Here is a 25,202-nt window from a genome sequence, read left to right on the forward strand (position 1 = left end):
TTTCGGTATGCCCTACCGTACTTGAGAAAAAAATGCTTGATTCTCTGTACTTGGTGCTTTAAGGTTTTATCTTGCCAAAGCATTTCTTGCAAGAACCCCATACCTTAAGTTTTCAAGGTTCATTGCATCGATTAGATGCTGGGTTTTTCAACTGGTTGAATACCCTGCCAGTTGAGTTATTATAGCATTTGAAAGAGCCTTATATCCCCATACCTAAAAGGTAGGGGCGTGTGCGGCAATTTTTGGTAACAAGCTGTTGGATGTTAAAACATCCCTAAAAAGGATGATGATTTGATTTGGGCGAGCATTGCCTTCACAATAAGATACCAGAAAGCGCATCTCTGCTTTCAGCTTTTTTTCACTCAGCCCGATCAGCCACATGATCCTGCGGCTTTGTTGCCGACTTCCCCTCAGTCCCGTTCACCGACTCTCGGTTAATTATCGCCATTGAATTGACTCACCCACGGCTTCGGTGATCGAAGGTTCGATAACTTCTCCCTGAAGCAATTGGGCGATCGCCTGTTTGAGATAGGGCCTACTGATTGACTCGGCTGAGTCTGGGTTATCATCAATTTGGCCACGATAACAGATAATGCCCTGTTGATCCAGTAAGAAGGCTTCTGGAATGACACGCGCCCCAAAGCAATTCGCGACATCTTGAGTCACGTCCCGAATATAGGGAAAATTCAGGTGATTGCCTTGGGCAAATTCCTTCATTTTCTCAAAATTGTCTTCTGGAGATCGGATCGCATCATTGGCGTTAATCCCCACCAGAGTGACACCTTGATCCGCATACTCCTGTTGAAGCTGTTTGAGACGCTCAAGATACAAAAGCACATTAGAGCATTGGTTCGACATGAAAATCACAGCAACTGCCCTATACCTCTCTAAATATCGAGCTAAATGATGCACCTCGCCATCTACTCCAGGCAGTTCAAAATCAGGAGCATAACTATTAATTGCAGTACCCTTCATGTTTAGACGTATTGCCAAATCTCTATCACAACAATAAACCAGCACGCACTCGTTTCAGTAGACCGATGCTCTAACCCCTACTTTAACTCACAATCTGAAAATCCCCTAATTCGTGACAGGGGAGGCGGAGGAAGTGGGGGAGAATTACCAGTTGAATTAAAAATCTCTACTGGAGTAAACCTGTCGCTAGGGCATGATATCCAATTAATTTATAAGTCAGTTTTGCGGATGTAAATTCAGAAACCACACAATCTGCTACAGGCGCCAACTCCATGACATCACAGCCAATAACAGTATGAGTGGTAAATAAACGCCGCAAAAATGCTAGCAAACCATACCAACTCAATCCTCCCGGTTCGGGTGTGCCGACTCCGGGCATGGAACTGGGGTCAATTCCATCTAAGTCTATCGTGAGAAAGACTCGTTTTGTGGGAATGGCGGCGATCGCTTTTTCGATCCAGTCGGGTTGAGTGGCGATGTCTCGCGCCCAAAATATGGGGAGTTGTTTTTCTTTGATTAAATTGGCTTCTTCGAGACACAAACTGCGAATTCCCACTTGAACTGTGGGTAGTCCCATCTCAACGACTCGCCGCATCACACAAGCATGATTGTGGATTGTCCCTTCATATTCATAGCGTAAGTCGCCATGAGCGTCAATTTGAACGACGGTAAACGGTTCATCCGACAGTTGTTGGTACCCTGCGACGACTCCTGCGGTAATACTATGTTCACCGCCCAAGGCAATCACAAATTTACCGGAACTTGCCAAATCATAAACGGTTTGTTGGGTAACTTGCAGCATTTGTTCTGATGAAACCGTTTGGCTGCGGGTATCAGCGATGGGAGAATGGGTGTAAATTCCCACTGCAAAACAGACTTCGCACTGGAGTTCGTCATCGTAGCATTCAAGCTGATGAGAGGCATCTAATAGGGCTTCTGGGCCGTTTTGACAGCCTTTGCGGTAACTGGTTGTTGCTTCAAAGGGAATCGGTAAAATGGCAATCTGGGCGGTTTCGGCGTCGGGTACAATTTCTGAACCTAAAAAATCAACGAGGGAAGTTGAGGTTAGGGTTGATGTCATCGGGGTAATCAATCGGTAACTAGGGGTTGAATAATATCACCCTAGATTTTGACATATTTAGAACGGATCATAGAACTAGATTCGGTTTCGGATTGAATGTTGTACCAATGTATTGCTAAAGGTTTTCTGCTTGTATTCTTGTTCACAGGGATGAGGCTGTTCGATGAACCAATGTTCGCATCCTGCTGAAGAGAGAGAAGAGATTTGACTTCCGGTGGTTTCAAATTTGCCGTGCATACAAATATTGCCTTTATGATCGCGTAAAATGGCTTGAGCGGTATCGAGTGTAAATTCACCTTCGTTAAGTTGACACAAGAGTTGAACCCGTCCTTCTCGGGAGTCGTGAGAGGGAACCTGTAGCCCACCTTCGGAAAAAATCTGAGCAAAATCAAAATCTTTTTCTCCTTTGCACCATCCCATTTCTATCGCGTAAGGAATCAGTTGAGGATGTCGTAAATCGCCTTGATTACGAATACTCAAATCATTAGAAATAGAACGAGTTCCGCTTGTAACCTGTTCAGCTATCCAATATTGACCTGCTGTTTCTAAAACCCATGCTTCTGTCGGATCAGCTATTATAAATGAGTTGTGATAAATCAGGGCAAAATGTTCGGCACTGTTTCCCCCTTGTCCATATTGTTCTAATAATTCTACTATACAATTTAGGGCTAAACTGGCAGTAGGGGAACGTTCTAGGGCGAGTCGCAATAAATCCATCCCCAACAAACCCGCACTATAATAAGGTTCAGTCGTCCAAACCGCTTCATTTCCGATGACAACTCCACACTCATTTGCACCCATTTCCGCCCCCCACATCCAGCGAGGTTTTGATAATATTAACGCTAATGTTTGGTTAACTTGAGGAATAGAAAGATAGGTACATTCTACTAATTCACCGGGAGGATGAGTCGTCGCGGGAATTGTCACCACATCTTGAATTTCTCCTTGTGGGCGATCGCTATTTTTGCCAAAAATAACATCCCCATTGAGTGTAGTATCGGCTAAGGCAACGAAGGTATCACACATCGCAACAAATTCCCCTGAATTTAGTCTTTACTTATTTTGTCTCGTTCACCTGTCGATCTACAGTCCCAAATATTAATGTTTTCTTTAAATTTTTGGCTGGACTCCAATACTCTTGATTTTTGATTCATTTCATAATGACTTAAGTCCGGTTTTAATTAATTCTGGCAAAATCAGAAATTGTCAAAATCCTGCCAATCCTGAAGATTGGTTTGAATCCGATTTACAGAATTTTGCAGTTCTTTTAACAAACTGTCTATTTTCTGGATAAACTCTCGTTCTTCGGCGTTGAATTTCCCCTTTTCCGCTTGAATTTCTAACTGTGACTTGGAAAGCAGAAACCGAATCAAAGGATCTAGATTAGATAAATTTTCGAGCGGTAAACTTGTTAATTGTTCAAAAATAGACAGATAATTTGCAAAGTTTAAATCGCCATATAAATCAGTATAATTGCTAGGATTATTGCTATCGTTAATGCAGCTTGAGTCGTTGTTTTTTTTTCTTTGGACAGAGCGGAGCTAGAAGTTGGAGAGGCTAACAATTGATTGCTATGGGGGATAATTTCCCATTCTTCACTTTCTATTCTATCAGACAAACCCCGCCATACTCCCGACGAACTTAAAGCCGATCTGGCTTTTAAGGTGGTGATAATTATCAAAAAACCATCTCTTGAGGGGATAGAAGATTTTTGCAGTTCTTCGGCTAATTCTTGGCGTAATTTGGGGCAATTTTTACCCAGTTTACAAACGGTTTCTGCTGGCTGAGATTCTAGATTTTCGGGAGATCCTAACTGTTCAATTGCGTTTTTATTAACTTGAAAACCGTATTCTCCGCCGATGCTAATCGCTAGATCAATTTCTGATTCTAGTTTATTTTTTAACGCCTGAATAGCGAGATAACGCAATTTGTTTTCGGCTTCTTCTGAGTTATAATCAACCCAAGCGATAGAATTTCTAACGGAGCGACCCATAAAATCTGCACGTTCTTCTCTGGCTTTTAATCCTGTTACAAGTAAGAGTAAATTAGAACCTTTACGGGCAAGAATAATTGAAGGTTTTTGATGATCGATAACGGTTTCAACACGTACTTCTGTAAAAATGGGTGGAGTTTCGCGAATCAGACTCTCTGTTTTGATTTTAAACCAAGAATAATCTTGATCTTCTTTTTGACCTCGACTCAGAATGTAAATAGTCATCGTTTGTTCCTCTAAATTTTTAAACTGTGTTTAAATCTATTTTAAATCTTTAACCATTGCTCACCTTTCAACACCACAAAACCATCACTGGTTTTACAGCTATTGGCAAATTGTTTAACTGCGGTTCTCAGGTAAGCATCCAGACTAAACCAATCCCGCAAAAAGTTAAAAATTCCCCAACTTTTTGAACGATCATCAAAATGTAATTTGAGCAAAAATCGCAAAAGATATCTGAGAGGTTGTTCGCTATCTTTCGGACTATATTGAGCATCGTGTCGGGTTTTACGGAAGTAGAAATGAGGATTTTTCTGTTCATCGTATTCAACCCGAGAAAAGATCACACTTCCCACCGTTTGAACGGGAGTAATAACACTCGCTATCCAAGGGCTAACTTTCTCAGAATCAAAAAATTGAATTAAATTTTCATAACTCTTTTTCACCCGTTCTATTAACTCTTTTGACTGCTTTTCATCTTTTAAATATTTCTCGCACTTGATTGGAGCAAAAATCACCAACCGGGGGGAATCTAAGCCTTGATAAGCGGCATTGAATAAGTCTTTAATTTGTTGGGGTCGATTAACTTTTTCGTTCAAAATCCCTTTTGGATCTTCCATCAATGCCGGAGCGTCAATTGCAATTAAAACCGCTACAGATTCTCGCAACAGTGTTCTGACAAATTCTCTTTCTTCTTTCGAGGCTTTGCTTCCCAAATAGCCGCCCGGATAATCTCTAAACCGCAGTTGTAAGGAAGGTTTCTCTCCTTTTCGACCCAAACCAAAGGTAAAAGAACGCAAAGAATCCGGGCCAGAAATGGCTTCTGTTCCTTGAATTCCCATTCTTCCTCTCGGTTCAAATACATCCAATAAACTCTTGAGATCGACTAAGTTATCTTGCAAAATTGCCGAGCTTTCATCATCGGGAGTTAGCTGTAAATCCGTCGAACCTATATTACTCTCAAACTGCTCATACATGGCGGTGATAAGTGTTGTTTTACCGACTCCACTGGGGCCGAGCATTGTAATTTGAAGTTCCTGCATTTGTATCCTAAATTAATCCAAAAACGTCATTAAATTTAATGGGTTGGCTGCCGTTGCTCGTTCAACAGAATCCATCCATTCTCGTCGAGTTCGTGTCCGTTCTCCCAACTGTTCAAATTCGTTAGGCCAAACATCGTGACGAATTTCTTCTAAGAAAATACGCCATTCATTTTTTACTTCTTTCGCTCGCAATACCCGATCCATAAATTCTTCTACGATAGCAAATCCGGCTTGACTCGGTTCGGCTAATAAATCATCTAAGGCTCGTTCGCATTTATAAACGGCTTCTGCTTGCAGAGATTTTAGACAATTTAAGACTTCTTGAGCGTTGGGAGAAGGAGAAAGTTGCAGGGAGGTTTCATCGGGGGTTAAATCATCAAGATGTTGGCGAATTCTGTGTTGAATTAAGCCTCGATAGGAGAGTTCAAAGTCTGCTAAAATTTTAAAGCCTCGCCACAATTCACTCGGTTTATTTTCGACGATTTCTTCTGGAATCAGTTCGGAAATTTTTTTCAAGAATTCTACCCCGGTACTCTCGGTTAAACTGCCCAAACGACCCCGCTCTATTAACACTTGAGCGACTTGAGATTTTACCCGATCTAATCCTCGTTTTAATCCTTCATCTAGGGATAAGAAATGTTGAGATAAATGGGAGCGAACTTCGTTGAGATATTCATAATAAGCGTTGGGATAGCCGCCCACACCATCACGCTTGCGATTAATTTCGGCTTCGGTGGGAATACCCGCATCTTCTCGACAGGCTTTAATAGTGTTTTCTACTTGTTGCTTGAAGTCGGCATCTTGTACATCCCGTTGTTCTCTGAGTTCTCGCAAAAGGGCTTCTAAACCTGTGGTTAAATCTTCCCAAAGTCGATCAAATAAGGTCACAAATAAGGGAAACCAATTGTCGCGTCCGGTGACTCGTTCTAGGGCTTTTTCGGCTTTTTCAAGTTCGGAAGAAACGGTCTTTTGCAGTTGAATTAAACGGTCTTGAGTTGAGGAGGCGTATTCAGCATCTAAAGCGGACATTTTACTCGCTAAATAGTTGAGAATTGGCTCTAGAATTTGTTGATTTACGGTTTCTACATCCGCACAGTTGGCAATCATATGATCGACCACATATAAATGCTTTTCTTCGCGAGTATTTGCCAGGTCTTGACAATAGAGGGAGTTGTCTGTAATTAAGGAATTATTATCTGTACGATTGAGAACAAGAAATGACCAAAGTTTTATGGGAAGTTCGGTGAGTGCAGAACTGGCAATATCATACAGTTTAACATCAACATCTGCCCAATATTCTCTGGGAGGTCGGGGCATTCTCACGAATAAAACAATATCAACATCTTGTCCGAGGGTTTTGATTAATCGTTCTTCATCTCCGAGTCCAGTATCACCCAATCCGGGCATATCAATTAAGGCAATTTGTCCGACATCGGAGTTGGGAAAAGTACAAACAATTTTGGCTTCTCGAACGGCTAAATAATTTACATGAACACGATTTCCACTCGGATCATCTTGAGCAATATATTCTCTAATTTGAGACTTGGGAATGCGACGGGGCGAAGGTTCGCCAAACAGATGACGGTATTTTTCGAGGTTTGTATGGTAGCGACGCAAGTGTTCGTACATCGCCCCACATTCGGCTTGTTTAGAGAGGTTTATCGGTAAATCTGGAAGCGGTTGGGTGGCAAATTCTTCTAAACTTAAAGGTTTGGCTCCTAGATAAAGTTTATCGTAATAAGGGGCAATTATTTCTTGTAAAAAACTTCGCTCGGTATGAAACCAAACTTCTCCATAAGTATCAACGCTGGGATTATGGTAAATTGTACTGCGAACTCCGGTACAATGTTGGCGATCGCCTGTGGGAATTTCCGAGGTTGTTAGACCTGACAAACTTTGTAATAAACGGCTTTTTCCCTGTCCCGCACGTCCGACTACACCAATATTGAGAGTATTACGAGAAAAACGGGATTTGAGTTGATTTAAAGCCAGCAATTCCGATTCAATACTTCTGATAATTAACGAGCAATCAATTTCTTTTAAATCTCCGCTTACATAGGAATCATTAACTGTTGTCAGAAGGTGATTTCGGTGTTCTTGAAGACGTTCAAATTGAGTGGAAAGTGATCGAAGATTCTTCTCAACTTTTTCGATTCTCAAGGCGAGAGGCTGACGTTGGTTAATAATGCTGGCAATCTGGGCAGCTCTATTCATGGGGATGGCTTTCGGATTCCAGGATGATGCAATTAATCATAACTTAAATTTGGCAAACTTGTGTATATTATCGTTAAATTTATTGATCGTGCGCTTGATTTATATTCATCTTAATCAGCCAACCTGTATAATATCTATCCATTAAAGCAATAAACGAGGTGTATCTCTTGAGTTCATTTAGTGAGTATAAACCTAGAGCTTCTCAGTATATCACATTCATGGATTCTGAGTTTTATCCTGACTATCTTGATGAAGCAAATACTATCTATGGCAGTGTTATAGAAGAGTTTGCAAACTTAGCCAACAAAGCTAACAACTCTGCAAATTTACTGAGAAGTATTACTGAAATTCCCAATCCATCTAGAACACAATTACTGCGCGTCTTCCGTAAATATGTATCACCAGATACTTCGGTTGAGATGTTAAAGGTCAAAAGAAGAATTTCCAGCATCATTGAAGACTATGGGCATCGATTTAGAGATATAGAAGAAGTCAGAGAAAAATTAGCAAGCCGTCCTAATCCTGATGAAGCATTAATGGCTATTCTAATGGAATATAAGAGCCGGGGACAGAAAGGATATGAATTAACAGAAGCATTTTTCCTGTGGTTTGAAAAAAACTTTGGAGCGGAGTATATAATTCAAGGCCCTCTAGGTGCAGGAAGAGATATAATGCTCAATGAAGTATTAGAAAATTGGGCAATAAAAACACCAGCAGACATTCTAATTTATCGTACTGATAAAACTCCTTTGGTTATTGGATTTGCACGCTACGATTCAGATCGAGGGGGAGCGCAGGAAGATGATCGCATTGGTGGCAATAGAGATAAGGTGACAGATATTCTCCAGTACGCAAATACTTATGATCTTCCTCTAAAAGTGTTCTTTTTAAATGATGGCCCCGGATTAACTCTTGGATCAATGTGGAATGATTATGCCTCCCTAGAACATTATGGACAAGGAAGAGTTCTGGTTTCTACTCTGAAAATGTTAGATGAAAGATTTACCAGAGATTGGCTTGAAAGTTAAGTTGTTTATCCCAATCTTCAATCAGAGTTTCTGGAACTTCCTCAAGATCTGATGCCATCTCCAAATATAAATCAAGCCCCCGTCGCAAAACTCTATTTGTATTAATCAAAGGCTGTTGTTTGGGTTGATTTCCATTATCCTTAACAAAATCACCCATTGCTTCAGTCCCTTGAACCAAGCGATGAATTGTTGTTTTTATGGCTAAAAGCGAATTATCTATCCCTATCCATTGTCTTTCTAATTCTTCCGCAACAGCAACGGTTGTTCCACTTCCCAGGAAAGCATCTAATATCAGATCTCCTGGATTAGAAGAAGCCAAAATAATTCGCTTAATTAAATCAGGGTTCTTTTCCGTTGGATAACCTGTAATCTTAATATTTTGATTGTGAGCATCCTTGAATTCAAGCCATATATCTTGAACAGCAATACCCTTACTATTATCAAGATATATTTTCCTTCTAGGATTACCTGTTGGAGACCAATAAATTTCACCTCTTTTATCCATCTCATCTAAAACTTCAGGAGGATATTGCCAATGTTTACCCGGTGGTGGGAACATTCCTCTCCAAGGTTGACCTGTTGCACCTTTTCTTTCACCTGGAGCATGAACAGGAACTTTTTTGTAGTGTCTTCCTGTCTCTTCTTCTATATACTGATATTCTTTTTTGGCTTTAGCATCTGTCCAGGATTCAAAGGGTTGATTCCACACATAATCATCACTTTTTGTATAGAAAAGGATATAATCTGATATATTTCCATACTGTTTGCGCGTGAAGTTTTTTGGGTTACATTTTTTGCGAGTAATCCAATTTCTAAAATTCTTTGCTCCAAAAATCTCGTCCATTAATATTTTGACCGGAAAAGCCATCTTTTCATCTAGATGAACATATATAGATCCATGATTTGCTAATATTTCTCGTAGTAAAATCAATCGTTGACGTATAAACTCTAAATAATCTGCTCCATCAATTAAATCGTTGTAAGCATGGGTTTGATTTCTAGACTCAAAGCCAAATCCAGTAGCGTAGGGAGGATCGATATAAATTAATCCAACTTTCCCTACAATATTAGGATAATCTAATAAAGTTCTAAGCACTCTTAGATTTTCCCCATATACTAAGTAACTTTTCGGTTGTTTTTCCACGCTAGCAACGCAATGTAAGTTTGCGGGAGGAGTTTGAAATATATCTTCAGTACAAACTTTTCCTTCATACTCCAAGCGGAATGATAACTTACTGCTATTTTTTAAACCATTTTTAGATGGATTTGAATGAGGTATACCTGTTGCCATTGTAATTAAGAGTTGTACCCAATTTGTTGTTGTTTTTGTTGGCTTTAAAGTTTAATAACAATAAAGCTTTGACAATCAACACTATATCATTAAATTTTATGTTTTGCAAATGTTTGTAACATTTAAAAAGTGATAAAAAAGCAATCAAATAAAGTTAAGAGTAAAAATTTTTTATGGTTTAAATTAAACTTGAATTCTGGCAATCAATACTTGAGACTGTTTAAAAATTTCTTTTTAAGTTCCGGTTTAACTTTCCGATCTTCCCTAGATAGAATATTTAAAATGTGTAACAGTAGAAGAATAAAAGACCCTGAATACAGGAGTATTGCAGATGACAACCACTACACCCTCACCGACTGCAAAAACTTTTAAACAGCTTCATCTTGTCAAAACCCCTGCTTGGTGGCAAACAGCACGAGCGCTTTTTAATCATTTAGACTATCTTGAAGAAAGTCGGGCGCGTTACGGAGATAATTTTGGCGGCGCATCAACAGGCTTTCCAAATTATGCCATATTTAGTGATCCAAAAGCGATTGAACAAATTTTTACACTGAACCCAAGTTGTTTTGATTCGGGTAATAGTAACAAAAGTCTTCAACCTTTATTGGGGGATTTTTCTTTAGTGCTTTTGGATGGGAATACTCATGCTCAACAACGCAAACTTTTGATGCCTCCTTTTCATGGGGAACGAATGAAAGCTTATGGTAAAACAATGTCTTAAATTACCCAGCGAGTGATGCAATCTTTGCCGAAAGATAAACCGTTTCAAATGCGAAATGTAACACAAGAAATCACTTTGAGGGTGATTTTGAATACGGTTTTTGGCTTAGATAAAGGTGAACGCTTTGAACAATTGCGACAACTGCTGAGTGAATGGTTAGATACGTTTAATTCGCCGTTTAAAGCCAGCTTTTTGTTCTTTCCTAATTTTCAAAAAGATTTGGGTGCTTGGAGTCCTTGGGGGCGATTTATACGGCTAAGAAATCAAATTGATCAACTGCTGTATGCCGAAATTCGCGATCGCAAAAATCAACCGATGAGTGAAGATATTCTAAGTTTAATGATGGCGGCGCGAGATGAAAATGGCGAACCGATGAGTGATCAAGAATTACGAGATGAGTTGATGACGTTGCTGTTTGCAGGGCATGAAACAACCGCTTCTGCATTGGCTTGGGCGTTTTATTGGGTTCATTATCAGCCGGAAGTTTTAGATAAATTATTGGATGAACTCAGCCAATGTGATCTGGAAACTGATCCGAGTGCGGTGATGAAATTACCCTATTTGAATGCCGTTTGTTCAGAAACTTTGCGAATTTATCCGATTGCTATATTTGCGTTTGTTCGCAAGTTGAAAGTTCCGATGGAAATTCTGGACTATCAGTTTGAACCGGGAACACAATTAATTCCCTGTATTTATTTAGTACATCATCGGGAAGATATTTATCCCAATTCTAAACAGTTTCGGCCTGAACGTTTCCTCGAACGTCAGTTTTCGCCCTATGAATTTTTCCCGTTTGGCGGTGGAAATCGTCGCTGCATAGGGTATGCGTTTGCGTTGTTAGAAATGAAGTTAGTGTTAGCGACGGTATTGACTCAAACACAACTCACATTAACTGAAAATCGCCCGATAAAACCTGTCCGTCGAGGATTAACGTTTACTCCCGAAAATGGGGTTCCAATGCGGGTTAAAGCGTAGAGATGGAACTGAAAAAAGGAAAAGAATAAAAACCACAAAGACACAGAGACACAAAGAGGAAATCCGCGTGTTTTTGTGGTGAGTTTTTCCTTAAAACTCTGGATTATCCTAGAATTAACCGCCAATTCCTAAGCGACTGGCTAGGGCTGGAGTTAACGGAAATAGGGTAGCAATCATTAGAAATAATGCTAATAATCCTAACGCTGCGCGAGTATCATCGGGTTCGGTTAATTCGTTTAAACTGGGGCGTTCTAGGTTGCGTTGTAGGATTAAAATAACCACTGCCCAATACAATGCTAGAGAGTTTGCTAAGGAAGCGATTGCCAGTACAATAAAGGTGGCTAATGTTGAACGTCCGGCAATTTTACGCCCATAAATTGCTTGTAGAATGCGTCCCCCATCTAGTTGTCCGGCTGGCATCAAATTAATCGCTGTAATTACTAATCCTAACCAGCCAATAATCATTAAAGGATGAACATCAACAATCGGTTCATTTAATGCTGAACCTAACACCGCTTTGGCTAAGGTTCCGACTAAAACTGATCCTTGAAAATATTCAGTGGGAATTTGAAAGAAACTGCCGGGATGAGATAAAACTAACCCAACTAACAGCATTCCCAGTGAGAGTAAACCGCCTGCTGCTGGCCCTGCTAAAGCGACATCAAATAAAACGGTTCGGTTGGGAAGAATAGATTCAAAACGGTTAAACGCCCCAAACGTTCCAATTTGAATGGTGGGAATAAAAAACGGCCAGCCAAATTTAACTTGATGACGTTTTGCCATCAGTTGATGAGCAATTTCATGGATAGCGAGAATGGAACATAAACCGATCGCAATGGGTAGAATTTCAGCATAACGGTTAGGTTCAGTAAAAAAGTCAAATCCGAGTAACAAACTTCCCGCTTCAAAGGTGGTGAAAACGCTGACTAATAGTAAAATAATCGCTAAGACCTTTTGGGGAATTGTTGTCGATTGAGGATCGTTTTTACGGGGAAGAACGATAATAACGGGTTTTCCTTCGGGGTTTTCAACTAAAAACAGTCGGAAGCGATCGCCTGTTTGTTGCTGCAAATTCTCGGATAAGCGAGTATAAGCTTTATCGGCGTCGGTTCGCAGGTTTCCTTTGAAGATTACCCCTTCTTGATAGGGTAGAGTTTCGGTGGCGAAGAAAGTATCGATCCCAAAAATACTTTGAATAATTTTCAGATCTTCGGCGGGAATAGGTGTCGGTTTGTCTTGAGAGAGTGAGAGGGTTTCAACAGACTCGACGGGTGTTTTTTCTTCGGGTTCGCTGGGTTTGTCGCTCTCGGGGACGGTAGAATGATCTTGAGACTCAGAACGTTTTTGCTGATCCTCACTGGCTAAAACCCGCAGTTTTCGACCGAAGATGATGTATAGTCCTGTTGAAGCTAGGAATAAAAAGAGGATACTGGCTAGATTGAGGTAAATTCCGGCAGCCGCCAGTGCAAAAAAGAGCAACCAAGGTGCCATTAAAACCACTGACTGCAACCAAGATAGAACCCCGAGTTTACCATAGGGTTGAGCGCGATAGTAACCCCAACCCACGATTCCCAGGGCAATGAATAGGATGAAAATAGTTGTATTGTCAAACGCAGTAAACATTCTAGACCTTCAAACTTGGAGCAGACAACGCTTGAGGCGATCAAGCATCCCTCTAGTTTAGGATAACGCCTCAGCAAAATCTTTCAGAATCTAGTTAGCCGTTAAAAATAGACTATTTTCTCCCCTTCAGCCAATAAGTCATCATACGACCAATGCCTTTGACCTGAATGAACCCTCGTTCCTCAAAGATATACTGATCTTTCAATAACCCCTGAGTTGCGGTGGTGACTTGTATTCGTCCGGTTTCTCCGTGAGACTCCATCCGGGAGGCTACATTAACCGCATCTCCCCATAAATCATAGATAAATTTGCGGGTTCCGATGACTCCGGCTACGACTGGCCCGGTATTAATGCCAATTCGCAGACGAAACGGTTGACCATCATGGCGTTGGAAGCGGTGTATTTCCTGTTGCATATCTAACGCCATTTCTGCGATCGCTTTTGCATGATCATCTTTTGGCGTGGGTAAACCGCCGACAACCATGTAAGAATCTCCAATGGTTTTAATTTTTTCTAGGTCATGTTTTTGGGCTAACCCATCAAAGGCTGAAAAGATCTCATTGAGTACATCGACTAATTCTGTGGGGGCAATTTGAGAAGAAAATCCGGTAAAATCAACGATATCTGCAAACATGATCGTCGCTTTATCAAAGCGTTCAGCAATCGAATGGGGAGCTTGTTTGAGTCGTTCGGCAATAGATCGGGGTAAAATATTCTGCAACAAACGCTCAGATTTTTGCTGTTCTGTTCGCAACGCATCAAGTACCCGACGCCGTTCAGTGGTGTTTCGCGCTACCCAAATTACGCAGTTATTGGGCATGGGAGAAACGGTTGCAGCAAACCAAATTAATTCTGTGCTTTCGGGGTTGAGGGGAGAATTTGTCGTTTGCAGTTTACCCGATTCTGATTGTTCTAAGGGCAAACTATACTCAACATTCAGGGTTTTTCCGGTTTCTAATACTCTTTGAATGTGACTATAAAACATTCGAGCTTGTGCAGGGGGAAACACTTCAAATATACTTTTTCCTAACCGATCTGGTGTCGGACTGTACAAAACTTCTGAATTGGTGGTGACAATTTTCTTGTAATTTCCCTGAGCATCAAAGACGGTAATTACATCGGTCATGGCTGCAAACAAGGCTCTGAGTTCGGCTTCTGACGATCGCAAAGCCCCTTCAATACGCCGACGTTCTGCTATTTCTCTGACTAATTCAGCCGTGCGTTCTTCTACTCGTGACTCTAAAACATCCATTGCCTGTTGAAGTGCATCTTCGGCTTGTTTGCGTTCGGTGATATCAACGACTGTTCCTTCATAATACAACAGGTTCCCCTGATTATCTCGCACGGCTGAGGCATTTTCAGAAATCCAACGAAACTGACCATCAACCCGGCGAATTTGGGACTCAAAATTGACAACAGCGCCCTGTTGGTGAATGATTTGTACAAATTTCTGACGACGCTCGGGATCAACATAGAGTTGATTTCCCACATGAGTCAAATTGTTGATTAAAACTTCGGGAGATTCAAAACCATAAATCCTTGCTAAAGCAGGATTTGCACTCATAAAATATCCCTCTGGTGTCGTTTGAAAAATTCCTTCAACGGCATTTTCAAAGATACTGCGATAGTTGGCTTCTGCTTGTTTACGGGCGGTGATGTCTATTCCGACAAAAAAGGCGGCTTTCTTCTGATTATATTTATGAGCAACAATCAAATAATTCCGCAGTTCTCCTCTGACGATTGAGACAACTTCTCGTTGAGCATCCGATTCTGAACTGGCAAAGAAATCTCGAACAAATTGGTTAAATTGCGGACTAACATCTAAAAAACCAATATGCTTGTTGACAAATTCTTCGGGAGTTAATTCAAAGGTTTTTGCAAGATAACGATTAACGCCTAAATAATGTAGGTCTGAACTAATCCAAGAAACCGTTCCGGGTACAACATCTAAAACAGCTTGTAACTGATCTTGAGTATTTTCTAGAGCGGCTTCTGCTCGTCTTTGATTACTCAGATCAATCCCCACAACAAAAGCTTCTTTGTTTTGATTGTACTTTTGAGCAACAATCATATAATGTCGTCGTTCACCTCTCACCCGAGCCGAAATTTCCCGATAGGCATTCACTTCAGGTTGGTTAAATAATTGTTTAACAAATTGGTTAAACTGGGAACCTCCGCCCAAAAATCCTATCGGTTGATTGGCAAAATCTTCACGGGGGCGGCTGTGAATGTTGGCTAAGGTTTGATTGACTTCAATGTAGCGCAGATCTGAACTTATCCAAGATACTGTTCCGGGTACCGCTTCTAATACGGTTTGTAGACGAGCATTGGCTTGTTTGAGGGCTTCTTCTGCGCGTCGGCGTTCGCTGATATCAATTCCGACGACAAATGCTGCTTTGTTGTTATCATATTTCCGAGCAACGACTAAGTAATAGCAGGGTTGATTATTGATATTGGTCATCACTTCCCGAGACATTTCGAGATCCCGACTAGCAAATAATTTTTGTACAAAGTCGTTAAAATCAGAGCTAGATCCAAGAAAACCAATGTGCTGACCTGCAAATTTTTCCCGAGGTATATTGAACATATCGGCGAGTTTTTGGTTCACCTCGATGTAGCGCAGATCAGACTCTACCCAAGAAACGGTTCCGGGTACGGCTTCTAATACGGCTTGTAGGCGAGTATTGGCGGTTTGCAGGGCGAGACGGGCTTGTTTATGTTCGACGATTTCTTCGACTAAACGATCATTGGATTCTTTGAGGGCGGCGGTACGTTCTTCAACGATTTGTTCCAGGTTTTCGTTAATCTTTTTGAGTTGTTCTTCATAGCGCTTGCGAACTTCGATTTCTTGCTTGAGTTGGGCTTGAGTCGCTTCGAGTTCAATGGATTTTTGTTCGAGTTGTTCGGCTCGTTCGATGCTATGACTGACTTCAGCTAGTAAATGAGTCACCATTTCCGAGGTATTGAAATGGCTTTCTTCAAATCCTAGCCAGGGAAGGGGTTTGATGCGGTTGGGTGTGGAGTATATCACTTCAAATTGTCCGTTGGGTAAGGCTTGACCAATGCGACAAACTTTGGAAACATGATGATTGGGTTTGATGCACACAAATCCCCCCGGAGCCGCAAAACTGACCCCATAGGCAGCCGTGCGAATGCGATCAACATCAAAGGAATGAGCCAGTTCAACGGCTTCTTTCCAGAGGTAAACTTGGGTATAAGCAGCTTCAATCGGATCGCTGGTGACGCGATTATCCCCATATCTGGCTTGAAAGTTGGCAACAAATTGCCGATTTTCTGGGGTGTCGAGACTTTGGAAGTAACTCCAACAGCTTAAATGTCCGACAGCCGCTTCTCCGATGGTTTGGAGTTCGGTTTCGGAGACAGATGTCGCCATAATCGGGATGTCTTGAGCGGTTAAACCTGCCCCTTGAAACTGACGATAAAAGGCGATATTGCTATCCCCGGTGAGGGTGTTCAAAATGACATCCGGTTGGGCTTGTTGGATGCGAGTGATAATGGCGCTGAAGTCTTGTGTTCCCATAGGGGCATAGGCTTCCCCGACTACTTTTCCCCCCAGTGCTTTGAGTTGGATTTTCACTAATTTATTGACGGTGTGGGGGAAAACATAGTCGGAACCGAGGAGATAAAACCGTGATCCGATGTTTTGCATCAACCAGTGAACGGTGGGTTCGACTTGTTGATTGGCACAAGCTCCGGTATGAAAAATATTAGGGGAGTTTTCTAGTCCTTCATAGTGGATGGGATACCACAGTTGAGCGTTGTAGGCTTCTACGATCGGTTTGACTGCCAAACGTGTCGCCGATGTCCAACAGCCGAAAATGGCATTGATCTGATGTTGTTGAATGAGTTTTTTAGCTTGTGAGGCGAATGTTGCCGGACTGGATGCACCATCTACAATCACGGGTTCGATGAGCTGACCTAAAACACCTCCAGCTTGGTTAATTTCAGCGATCGCCATTTGTTCAGCATCAATGAGCGGAGATTCGCTAATCGCCATTGTCCCACTCAATGAATGCAATATTCCGACTCGTACACCTGGCATAGCTTGTCACTACTGGTTTAAAGAACAACAACCCGTCACGGGTCCTGTGATGTCCTGCACCCTGATCTCACACTGATGAGTGTTAACACCCAGCAGATACACTCTTGAATTTCACAACGACGCAGATGCAGATTGGTCAAGTCTGATCTGGCGATCGCACGCCCGAAAAACGTCAAAGAACTCGGTGGGCTATTCAGCTGCTTACCGCTTGGAGTCCAGTGTTTCTCCGCAAGCTCCCGTTATAATCTTCGATTTAACGGGAGAAGCTGACTGGTCTGCTGTAGAGACATTCATTCAACCTCTCTACAATCTTCTATCACCCCGGTTTCTTCGGATTTAGAGCTTCTTCTCTACAGAATCGTATACACTTAACAGCTTCCCCAAATGCTTACTTCCCTGAGAGAAAAATGGTTTAGAAGCCTACTGATTATCTTCCCTAATCGGTCAATTCAGCTTAACTTTTTACCTAAAACTCTACCCATATTTTATACCATTTATAGAACAGCTTTTAGGTTAAAAAAGAGTGAATGACTTTGGGAAAGTTAATCATTACCCGATGCGTGTAGATTTGATAATCTTATAATATTACCATTTTTCACAGATATATTAATAATGCGTTACAGAGTTTAACGTTGCTTTATATCGAAGGTGAACTACCCAACGCCAAGCTTACGCTATAGCGTGGGCTTCTGACTTCACGGGGGATTGCTTAAAGGAGTGGTGTTGACATAGACTGATTCACCCATCCTAGACGGCGAATGGCTTCCCCCCCTGTCCTTGATCGCTGCACGGGCGGGGTTATTTAGATTGTCTGTGGGAAAACAGAAATTCGGTCCCAGGCGCGCTCCTACAAGACTGTTCACTACTATACAAGACCACATTCAACGACCTTTTCAGACATAATCTGGGCGTGTTGCCACCAGTGGCCCGAACCGATAATCCAAATTCGAGACGGTAAATGGCCAATCGGAGCCGAGCGATTAAATCTAAAGCCTACTGAGGGATTATGGGGATTGTAAGTTAACCAACCGAGGCGATCGCAAAATTGAGCATAATCTCCCTCAACCTCTTCATAAATGCGAGTCTGTACACTAAACCCAAAGCGTCCTTGACTATATTTGACCCATAAACGATCGATTGTTCGCAAATCTTGACTAGGCAGTTGTTTCAACTCAAGAGCATGAAGATAACAGCGTTTAGGATGACCCAACGCTTGACACAATACGCCCCAAGTTTCCTCGTCGGCGGCTTTCCAATTTTGCGCGGCTAAAAAATGTTGTAACTTGCTATAATCAACGCCAACCGCAGAACTAAGATCATCTATCGGTTGACTCAAACCGGGTAAAAACTGAGTCACAATCCCAGGTAATCTCCAGCGAAATTGAGCAAGACTCGGCTGTTGTTTGGGGCGAGAAGGGGGCTTCAGAGGAGTCCGGGTCGTAATTGCTGTTTTCGGTGTATTCAGTGCTTGTAAGACCTGTTCGGCGTTGGCATAACGTCGGTCAAGAGAATGTTGGACTAAGCGATCTAAAATCACCCCTAAACGTTCACTCACCCGAGATTGAGGAGTCAGGAACTCTCGCCAAACCCAGCGTTGATTGACTTCATCATACAATTGCCAAGGCGAAACTCCAGTTAGTAAATACAAACAACTTGTCCCCAAACCATACAAATCACTCGCTGGAAATGCCTTTCCTCGGGTTTGTTCGGGCGCCATAAACTCCGGAGAACCGACTACCGTTCCGGTTTGATTGATTGCGGTATTGCTCAGTAGTTTAGCGACTCCAAAATCAATTAAAACCCATTGATGTTCTTTGCGGCGTACAGAGGGCGAACTTAAAATAACGTTTGAGGCGCTGGTTTTAGAGATTCCAGGGCGAGTGAGGATGGGTTCAACAACTTCGCTTAAAGCGTTTTCTGCTTCCAAAGCCAAGGGAGAACGTCGTAAAATATTCGCAGGTTTGAGATCCCGATGAACAATCTGATGTTGGTGAATATACTGCAACACCGGAAGCAAGCCCCGCAAGAGTTCCCATATTAGGGCTTCGTTAAAGATTCCCTTTTGCTGAAACTCTTGTTCTAAGGTTTTTCCGGCAATATATTCTTGAACGAGAAAAAGTTGTTTATTTTGCTCGAAATGGGCGAGTAATTGGGGAATTTGTGGATGTTTCCCCAACTGTTCGAGACGCACGGCTTCTTGACGAAATAGTTTAGCGGCTTTTTGATAACGGTTAACGTGATGATCAAGAAAATGAAATTGTTTGATCGCACAAGGTGGTTTTGAGGGAATGTGTTCATCGACTGCCAGGTAGGTCTTCCCAAAACCGCCTTCTCCTAAGATTTGAATCGGACGATAACGATTTTGTAATAACAGTTGTTCACCGCAACTCAGACAACATTCGGCGCTATCTGGATTAACAGGACTGAGACATTGAGGATTTATACAGTAACTCATCGTTGTGTAATGGCTGGAAATATTGATTCAATTCTGCCCTTGATTTCGCGATTCTGATCAGATGACTTTTAGTTTAAAGCATCAGTTTCAAACGGTTTTCCGCTTGTTTTAAGGCATCTTGCGGGTTCTCGCCGAGTAGAGAGGCTTCTATGGCTCGACCTAAATTTTCTGATAAGCGACGATATCCTGCAATAATCGGCCGTGATCGCGCCCAAGCCATCTGTTTTAAAAATACTTGTAAACTGGGTTTTTGGGATAAGTAATCTTGATATTTTTGACTTTGACGGGTTTTTAAATTAACGGGTAAATATCCCGTTCCTAAACTCCATTCGGTTTGAAATTCCTCACTCAACACATAGTCTAAAAAGGTCAGGGCGGCTTGTTGTTGTTGGGGAGTGGTTTTCATTACAAATAAATGTTCACCGCCTACAACGGTGGCTTGTTGTTTTTGGGCGGGAATGGGAAACACCCCGTAATCAATTCCCGCAGACTGCAAAAATCCTAACGTCCAAGGCCCGGTAATTTGCATTGCCACCTTACCCGAAATAAAGTTATCCTGTTCATAGCCTCGTTCTGGTGCAGACAGGATCGCCGAATTGTCGGTGATTAAATCTGACCAAAACTTCAACGCGGCGATCGCGCCGGGATTCACTAAGTTGACTTGATCTTGATCGATTAATTCACCTTCGGCGCTATACATAAAAGGCAGCCAGGTAAATACTGTCCATTCTCCTTTTCCCAGGGGTAAAACGATACCATGTTGATCGAGTTTTCCATCTCCATTGAGATCACGGGTGAGTTTTTGGGCGGCGACGCGAAATTCTTCCCAGGTTAAAGGGAGTTTGGTGATTCCTGCTTTTTCAAATAAACTCGGACGATAAAATATTGCGGTATTATTGGTTGCCATTGGAATTGACCAAATCTGTCCATTTAGTTCCATCGCTTCAAATAATCTCGGATCAATTTCAGCTTTTCTTGGCGATTTATTCAGCCATTCTTCTATCGGTTCAATCGCATCGAGTTCAACCAGTTGACCTGTAATTTGAGGACTATACCAGAGAATATCAGGCGAGGCGTTTCCAACAACTGCTGTTAAAATTTTCGGCATTTGTTGATCGGGTTGACCAATATAATAGGCGTTGACATTAATTTGGGGATGAGTTTGATTAAACCCATTGACTAATTTTTGAAAGACATCTCGGTTGGGCGGGGGATTAATTCCATGCCAAAGGGTTAAATTAATCACTCCCGGTTCAGTTGGGGTTTGAACTTGACAACCGCCACAGACGAACAAGCAAAGACTGAGGAGGATGACTCCCCAGGTTTTCAAGCCTTGATTAAAAATTCGCCAACACCGAGAGAACATTTGCATGATAAGATCTGATTTGGGGAACTTTCTTAGTCTTTTCTTGCTCATGTTATCATTTTCAATGCCTAGTATTTGGCAGAGCTATCAGCAGGATGCTTTTCATCTCAAGCAACACTTACAAGATTATTTAAAGTTGGATCAACCGACTCTCGAAGCACAACTACAGTCGAGTCAGCAATTACTCGCTGAACTGGGTTATCGGGATTTTGACTGGGAAAATGCTTCTCTATTTTACCGTGAAAAAGTCGGTGAGATCTATTTATTTGAGTTGGGAGCTTGGCATCTCTCCAGTCAAGATTACATTGGGAATACCTTGCGTTTGATTACGGATTATGCTCAAGGTCATGTGTTAGACTTTGGTGGAGGGATTGGGACTCATGCGATCGCCGCAGCTTTATCTCCCCAAGTCGAACGGGTCACTTACTGCGATATTAACCCGATTAATCAAGCTTTTTTTCGATATCGCATTGAACAATTAGGACTGAGTGATAAACTTAAGATTCAGTCTGAGATTTCATTATAAAATCAGTTTGATACGATTCTTTGTTTTGATGTTCTTGAACATTTACCTGATCCCAGTCAACAGTTACTCACGTTTCATAAGTTGATGTCTGATCAAGCCAAAATTATTCTCAATTGGTACTTTTTCAAGGGAGAACATCAGGAATTTCCATTTCATTTAGATGATCCTAAAAAAATCGATGTATTTTTGAGAACGATTCAACAGAATTTTCTAGAAGTTTTTCATCCCTATTTAATTACTGCTCGCTGCTATCGCAAGTTAATTGTTCCAAACTAATCTCAATTTGAATCGAAGTTCTCTAGCCTTGGGGAAGATTTAAAAGACGTTGGCTGTATGGCGATCACAATTCAACTCAAATCTTTGGTTAAAGTTGGTTTCACCATAGAGATTAAAGCATTAAAACAGACCAACCTGTTACCGGATCGGGGGGTAAAAAGTTAAATTGCAACCACTCAGAACTGTTGAGAAGCCGACGAATTGACTCTTGAGTTTGGGGGCGATCGCCGTTTTTTTTCTCAGAGCAAAGATTTTCCTAAAAAAAAGGCTGAAATTGCTTCCAAGTTTAGGTTTTAGCGATCGCCAAAAATTTGAATGAAACAGCCCTGCTGGGGGGCAGGGGGGATCTATAATGATGATAAATTGTTGGATTTTACAGGTTACAATTCGCCAAACGAGAGAAAACTAATCGATATATTCCTAATTTTGCACCCTCACGGCGACCTAGAGGACCCAAACCCCTCGGAAGGTGTCCTTTTGGTGCCGATAGAGAAAAGTTGAGGTTGTCAGTTGTCAGCCATCCATGCTTCGTTTTCCAGCCAATTTCCTCCCCAAAACGATACCATCCGGTTTGATTGTATTGTCCTAATTTGTTTCCGGTTTCCAGATAAATCTGTTTCTGAACAGTAAAACCAAAACGGACATTACTATATTTAATCCAAAGGTTGTTAATCGTGCGAAGTTCTTCACAGGGAAAATTGTCAATTGAGCCTGTATCTAACCATCCATCTTTGTCCCTTCCCGCCACTTTTAACATGAGTTTAGCAGTTTCTTCGTCCGCATCTTTCCACTGTTTCTGACTCAAAAAATATTGCAGAATAGAGTAATCTACTCCTCTGGCTGAAACTACTTTTATTAACTGTGTTGGGGGCGGTGGCGGTGGCGCTGCAATTACTTTTGTTAACGATGTTGGGGGTGGTGGAGGCGGAGGTATGCGAAGGATTTTGGAAGGTGCAGCTTGAGATGAAATTGCATTCACAATTTCCCGAATAGACTGATACCGTTTTTTCATCGCCTGCTGTAACATCTTATCTAAAACTTCCCCCAATTTTTGATTAATAGGATTGGTTAAATAATCCCGCCAAACCCATTCTCCCTCGCTGACATCGTACAATTGAAAGGGTTCAACTTGGGTTAACAGATGAATACAAGTCACCCCCAAACTGTAAATATCACTGCTAAAATTTGCTTTTCCCAAAGCTTGTTCGGGTGCCGCATATCCAGCAGAACCAATAGTTGTTCCGGTGACGGCTAAGGCGGTACGAGTCGCCAATTTCGCCGCACCAAAATCTACTAAAAACAGTTGTTTATCGGAAGCTCGACGAATCAAATTGTCCGGCTTTACATCCCGATGAATCACTTGATTTTTGTGAACAAAATATAAGACCGGAAGTAATTTTTTGAGCAGTTGTAAAATTTGAGTCTCGTTAAAAGTTCCCGACTCGTCTAACTCTTGTTGCAGGTTTTTCCCTTGAATATATTCTTGAACTAAATACTGACGTTTATCTTGGGTAAAATAGGCGTAAAGTTCGGGAATTTGCGGATGTTTTCCCAACTCATCCAAACGAACCGCTTCCTGTTCAAAAAGTTGTTTGGCTTTCTCTACGGTTTCTGTTCCCTGCGCTTGCGGAAAAAACTGTTTGATCACACAAAAGGGTTTTGAGGGTTTGAACTCGTCTATCGCTTTGAAGGTGCGACCAAACCCGCCTTGACCGATAATTTCTACTGCTCGATAACGTTCGGCTAATAGTAATTTTACACCACAACGCTGACAAAATAGAGTGTTTGGCGGGTTATTAAACAAGCAGTCAGGATTCAAACATTGGCTCATCCCAGGCGACTCCAAGCAGTTCCATTTTCCTATTTTAGATCGGTTTTTGCTAGGAATTTTAACAAATTTTTTTGGTGTTTCAGAGTTGAATAATTTATGCTAATTTTACCGTGAATTTTCTGATGCACCCGAAGTACAAGTCAAAAACCCGGTTTCTGTGAAAAACCAGGTTTTTTTAGTCTCTATATTTTAGCGTTTAGAGGTTGAAACCCCAACGGTAACTTTAGAAATAGACTTTTTTTGCGTTTGAGAAACTGACGGTAACAAAGCTGATTTCAGGCGATCTGATAACTGCTGTAAAATCGTTAACGCAACGGGTTCGAGTTGACGCCGAGAAAGGGGTGCGATAAACTTATCCAAAGGATTAAAATCGACCAGATATTGACCGATTTGAACGCCAAGCGGTTCGAGGTGTTTTCCAGGTATTTCTTGATGAATGAGGTTTTGATTGTTGAGTTGCTGAATAAACCAGTAAACCCCTTTTTGTTTATTACTCTCATTTCCGGCGATATCATCGGATTTAAACGAAATTAAACCCGTAATATTAAACAGTTGACTCCGATGAATCATACATTGAGTTTGACTGCGACTCGGTAACACTCCTAAGCCAATTTTATCGATAAAATGAGCGATAGATTTAATCGGAATAGCGCTTTCTGTATCGCTAATATCAGGGGCGAGTAACAGCGAAGGTTGATTGAATATTGCTTTTTGATCACCTAACCGACGACGAATTTGATCAATTTCTTCTTGATCAATACAGTCTTGAAGGTAGGTTAACCCATTTTGATCGCTCAAAAGTTCTAGCAAAGCAATATATTTGCAGCCTAAACTATGACCGATCCAGAAGTAATTAGAATTATCCAAATAGAATTCTCCGTCATAACCTGCGGCTTTTGCTTTCTCAACGAGTAAATTTTGGAGTTCGTTTTGTTCTTCTAATAAACTCAGTGAAACTGACCAATGCTCAAAGGTAAATCGAAAGGGAATCGCAACAATAGTATAACCGGATTTAAATAATTTTTCCAGAAAATAGCGATAAGATAGGGTGGGAAATGAACCAAAAAACGCGCCACCAATAAATCGAATAATCCCTTTGGGTTGAGGATGGAAAGCAACCCAACTAAAACCTACAGGTTCAAAGCGAAATTCAGTAGACATAATTAAATTCGAGTGTGATTAAAAGCAAGTTGATTAACCTATCTCTAACTTAACGTTTGTTATAGAGTGATGAATAGTCGCTTTTTTGCATTAACTCAGGTGAGTGTCACTCATTTGTGCTTTCAATCTTTCCCAAAAACCCGGTTTTTATTCAAAACGTTTTCAATTCTGTAGGGGTGGGTTCTACAAGTTCTGTAATACCCCTCGACAATTGAACTAAACCCGCCCGACCCCACCATTGGCGCAGTCTGTAGGGGCGGGTTCTACAAGTTCTGTAATACCCCTCGACAATTGAACTAAACCCGCCCGACCCCATAATTGGCGCAGTCTGTAGGGGCGGGTTCTACAAGTTCTGTAATAC

General features: G+C 41.5%; 19 protein-coding genes. 5 read left to right on the plus strand and 14 right to left on the minus strand.

Going from position 1 to position 25,202, the window contains the following annotated elements; translation table 11 throughout:
* Positions 1–438: 438 nt before the first annotated feature.
* The 7 genes from WN50_RS22260 to WN50_RS22285 all read right to left on the minus strand — a co-directional run bounded on the left by WN50_RS22260 (position 439) and on the right by WN50_RS22285 (position 7,525).
* Complete coding sequence (locus WN50_RS22260) at positions 439–975, minus strand: thioredoxin family protein (protein WP_046280954.1); 537 nt, start codon at positions 973–975, stop codon at positions 439–441.
* Positions 976–1,141: 166 nt separating this feature from the next.
* Positions 1,142–2,056 (minus strand): agmatinase, encoded by a 915-nt coding sequence (speB, locus tag WN50_RS22265; RefSeq protein ID WP_046280953.1) that lies wholly within the window; start codon positions 2,054–2,056, stop codon positions 1,142–1,144.
* A gap of 75 nt (positions 2,057–2,131) precedes the next feature.
* Positions 2,132–3,082 (minus strand): C69 family dipeptidase, encoded by a 951-nt coding sequence (locus WN50_RS22270; RefSeq protein ID WP_046280952.1) that lies wholly within the window; start codon positions 3,080–3,082, stop codon positions 2,132–2,134.
* A 170-nt stretch (positions 3,083–3,252) separates the two neighbouring features.
* Entirely contained in the window at positions 3,253–3,429 is a 177-nt protein-coding gene (locus WN50_RS34820; RefSeq protein ID WP_160315427.1) for a hypothetical protein, read from the minus strand.
* A gap of 74 nt (positions 3,430–3,503) precedes the next feature.
* Positions 3,504–4,274: a hypothetical protein gene (locus WN50_RS22275; protein WP_046280951.1), complete on the minus strand. Its 771-nt coding sequence runs from the start codon at positions 4,272–4,274 to the stop codon at positions 3,504–3,506.
* A 41-nt stretch (positions 4,275–4,315) separates the two neighbouring features.
* Positions 4,316–5,311, minus strand: coding sequence for a hypothetical protein (locus WN50_RS22280; RefSeq protein WP_046280950.1), 996 nt, complete (start codon positions 5,309–5,311; stop codon positions 4,316–4,318).
* Positions 5,312–5,323: 12 nt separating this feature from the next.
* Positions 5,324–7,525, minus strand: a complete 2,202-nt coding sequence (locus WN50_RS22285; RefSeq protein WP_046280949.1) for a hypothetical protein — start codon at positions 7,523–7,525, stop codon at positions 5,324–5,326.
* Between the two features lie 218 nt (positions 7,526–7,743).
* Here WN50_RS22285 and WN50_RS22290 point away from each other — a divergent pair, with 218 nt between their 5' ends.
* A complete protein-coding gene (locus WN50_RS22290; protein ID WP_235441075.1) occupies positions 7,744–8,553 on the plus strand; it encodes a hypothetical protein in 810 nt (269 codons plus the stop codon).
* Here WN50_RS22290 and WN50_RS22295 read toward each other — a convergent pair.
* Positions 8,528–9,844, minus strand: a complete 1,317-nt coding sequence (locus WN50_RS22295) for a site-specific DNA-methyltransferase (RefSeq protein ID WP_046280948.1) — start codon at positions 9,842–9,844, stop codon at positions 8,528–8,530. The two genes, WN50_RS22290 and WN50_RS22295, sit on opposite strands and share 26 nt — an antisense overlap.
* Before the next feature lie 331 nt (positions 9,845–10,175).
* Here WN50_RS22295 and WN50_RS36510 point away from each other — a divergent pair, with 331 nt between their 5' ends.
* Positions 10,176–10,565 carry a cytochrome P450 gene (locus tag WN50_RS36510; protein ID WP_235441076.1) on the plus strand — a complete coding sequence of 130 codons (390 nt, stop codon included), beginning with the start codon at positions 10,176–10,178 and terminating at the stop codon, positions 10,563–10,565.
* Positions 10,566–10,580: 15 nt separating this feature from the next.
* The gene (locus tag WN50_RS22300; protein ID WP_235441078.1) at positions 10,581–11,540 is read left to right on the plus strand and encodes a cytochrome P450; all 960 of its coding nucleotides are present in this window, start codon (positions 10,581–10,583) and stop codon (positions 11,538–11,540) included.
* 114 nt (positions 11,541–11,654) lie between these two features.
* Here the strand turns inward: WN50_RS22300 and WN50_RS22305 are convergent, their stop codons facing one another.
* The 4 genes from WN50_RS22305 to WN50_RS22320 form a co-directional block, all read right to left on the minus strand.
* Positions 11,655–13,163 (minus strand): site-2 protease family protein, encoded by a 1,509-nt coding sequence (locus WN50_RS22305; protein ID WP_046282147.1) that lies wholly within the window; start codon positions 13,161–13,163, stop codon positions 11,655–11,657.
* Between the two features lie 112 nt (positions 13,164–13,275).
* Positions 13,276–17,226, minus strand: a complete 3,951-nt coding sequence (gene urtA / locus WN50_RS22310; protein WP_046282146.1) for an urea ABC transporter substrate-binding protein — start codon at positions 17,224–17,226, stop codon at positions 13,276–13,278.
* An 865-nt stretch (positions 17,227–18,091) separates the two neighbouring features.
* Positions 18,092–19,681, minus strand: coding sequence for a serine/threonine-protein kinase (locus WN50_RS22315; protein ID WP_046282145.1), 1,590 nt, complete (start codon positions 19,679–19,681; stop codon positions 18,092–18,094).
* 73 nt (positions 19,682–19,754) lie between these two features.
* Positions 19,755–21,047 carry an ABC transporter substrate-binding protein gene (locus WN50_RS22320; RefSeq protein ID WP_046282151.1) on the minus strand — a complete coding sequence of 431 codons (1,293 nt, stop codon included), beginning with the start codon at positions 21,045–21,047 and terminating at the stop codon, positions 19,755–19,757.
* Between the two features lie 64 nt (positions 21,048–21,111).
* On the opposite strand from WN50_RS22320, the gene WN50_RS36515 reads away from it, so the two are divergent.
* Both WN50_RS36515 and WN50_RS36520 read left to right on the plus strand, forming a co-directional pair.
* The gene (locus WN50_RS36515) at positions 21,112–21,573 is read left to right on the plus strand and encodes a class I SAM-dependent methyltransferase (RefSeq protein ID WP_235441080.1); all 462 of its coding nucleotides are present in this window, start codon (positions 21,112–21,114) and stop codon (positions 21,571–21,573) included.
* 84 nt (positions 21,574–21,657) lie between these two features.
* Positions 21,658–21,849, plus strand: a complete 192-nt coding sequence (locus WN50_RS36520) for a hypothetical protein (protein ID WP_235441081.1) — start codon at positions 21,658–21,660, stop codon at positions 21,847–21,849.
* A gap of 373 nt (positions 21,850–22,222) precedes the next feature.
* Here the strand turns inward: WN50_RS36520 and WN50_RS22330 are convergent, their stop codons facing one another.
* Together WN50_RS22330 and WN50_RS22335 are read right to left on the minus strand one after the other, a co-directional pair.
* Complete coding sequence (locus WN50_RS22330; protein WP_049560799.1) at positions 22,223–23,680, minus strand: serine/threonine-protein kinase; 1,458 nt, start codon at positions 23,678–23,680, stop codon at positions 22,223–22,225.
* Between the two features lie 189 nt (positions 23,681–23,869).
* Positions 23,870–24,841, minus strand: coding sequence for a DUF1350 family protein (locus tag WN50_RS22335; RefSeq protein WP_046282142.1), 972 nt, complete (start codon positions 24,839–24,841; stop codon positions 23,870–23,872).
* Between the last annotated feature and the right edge of the window lie 361 nt (positions 24,842–25,202).

This window comes from Limnoraphis robusta CS-951 (assembly GCF_000972705.2).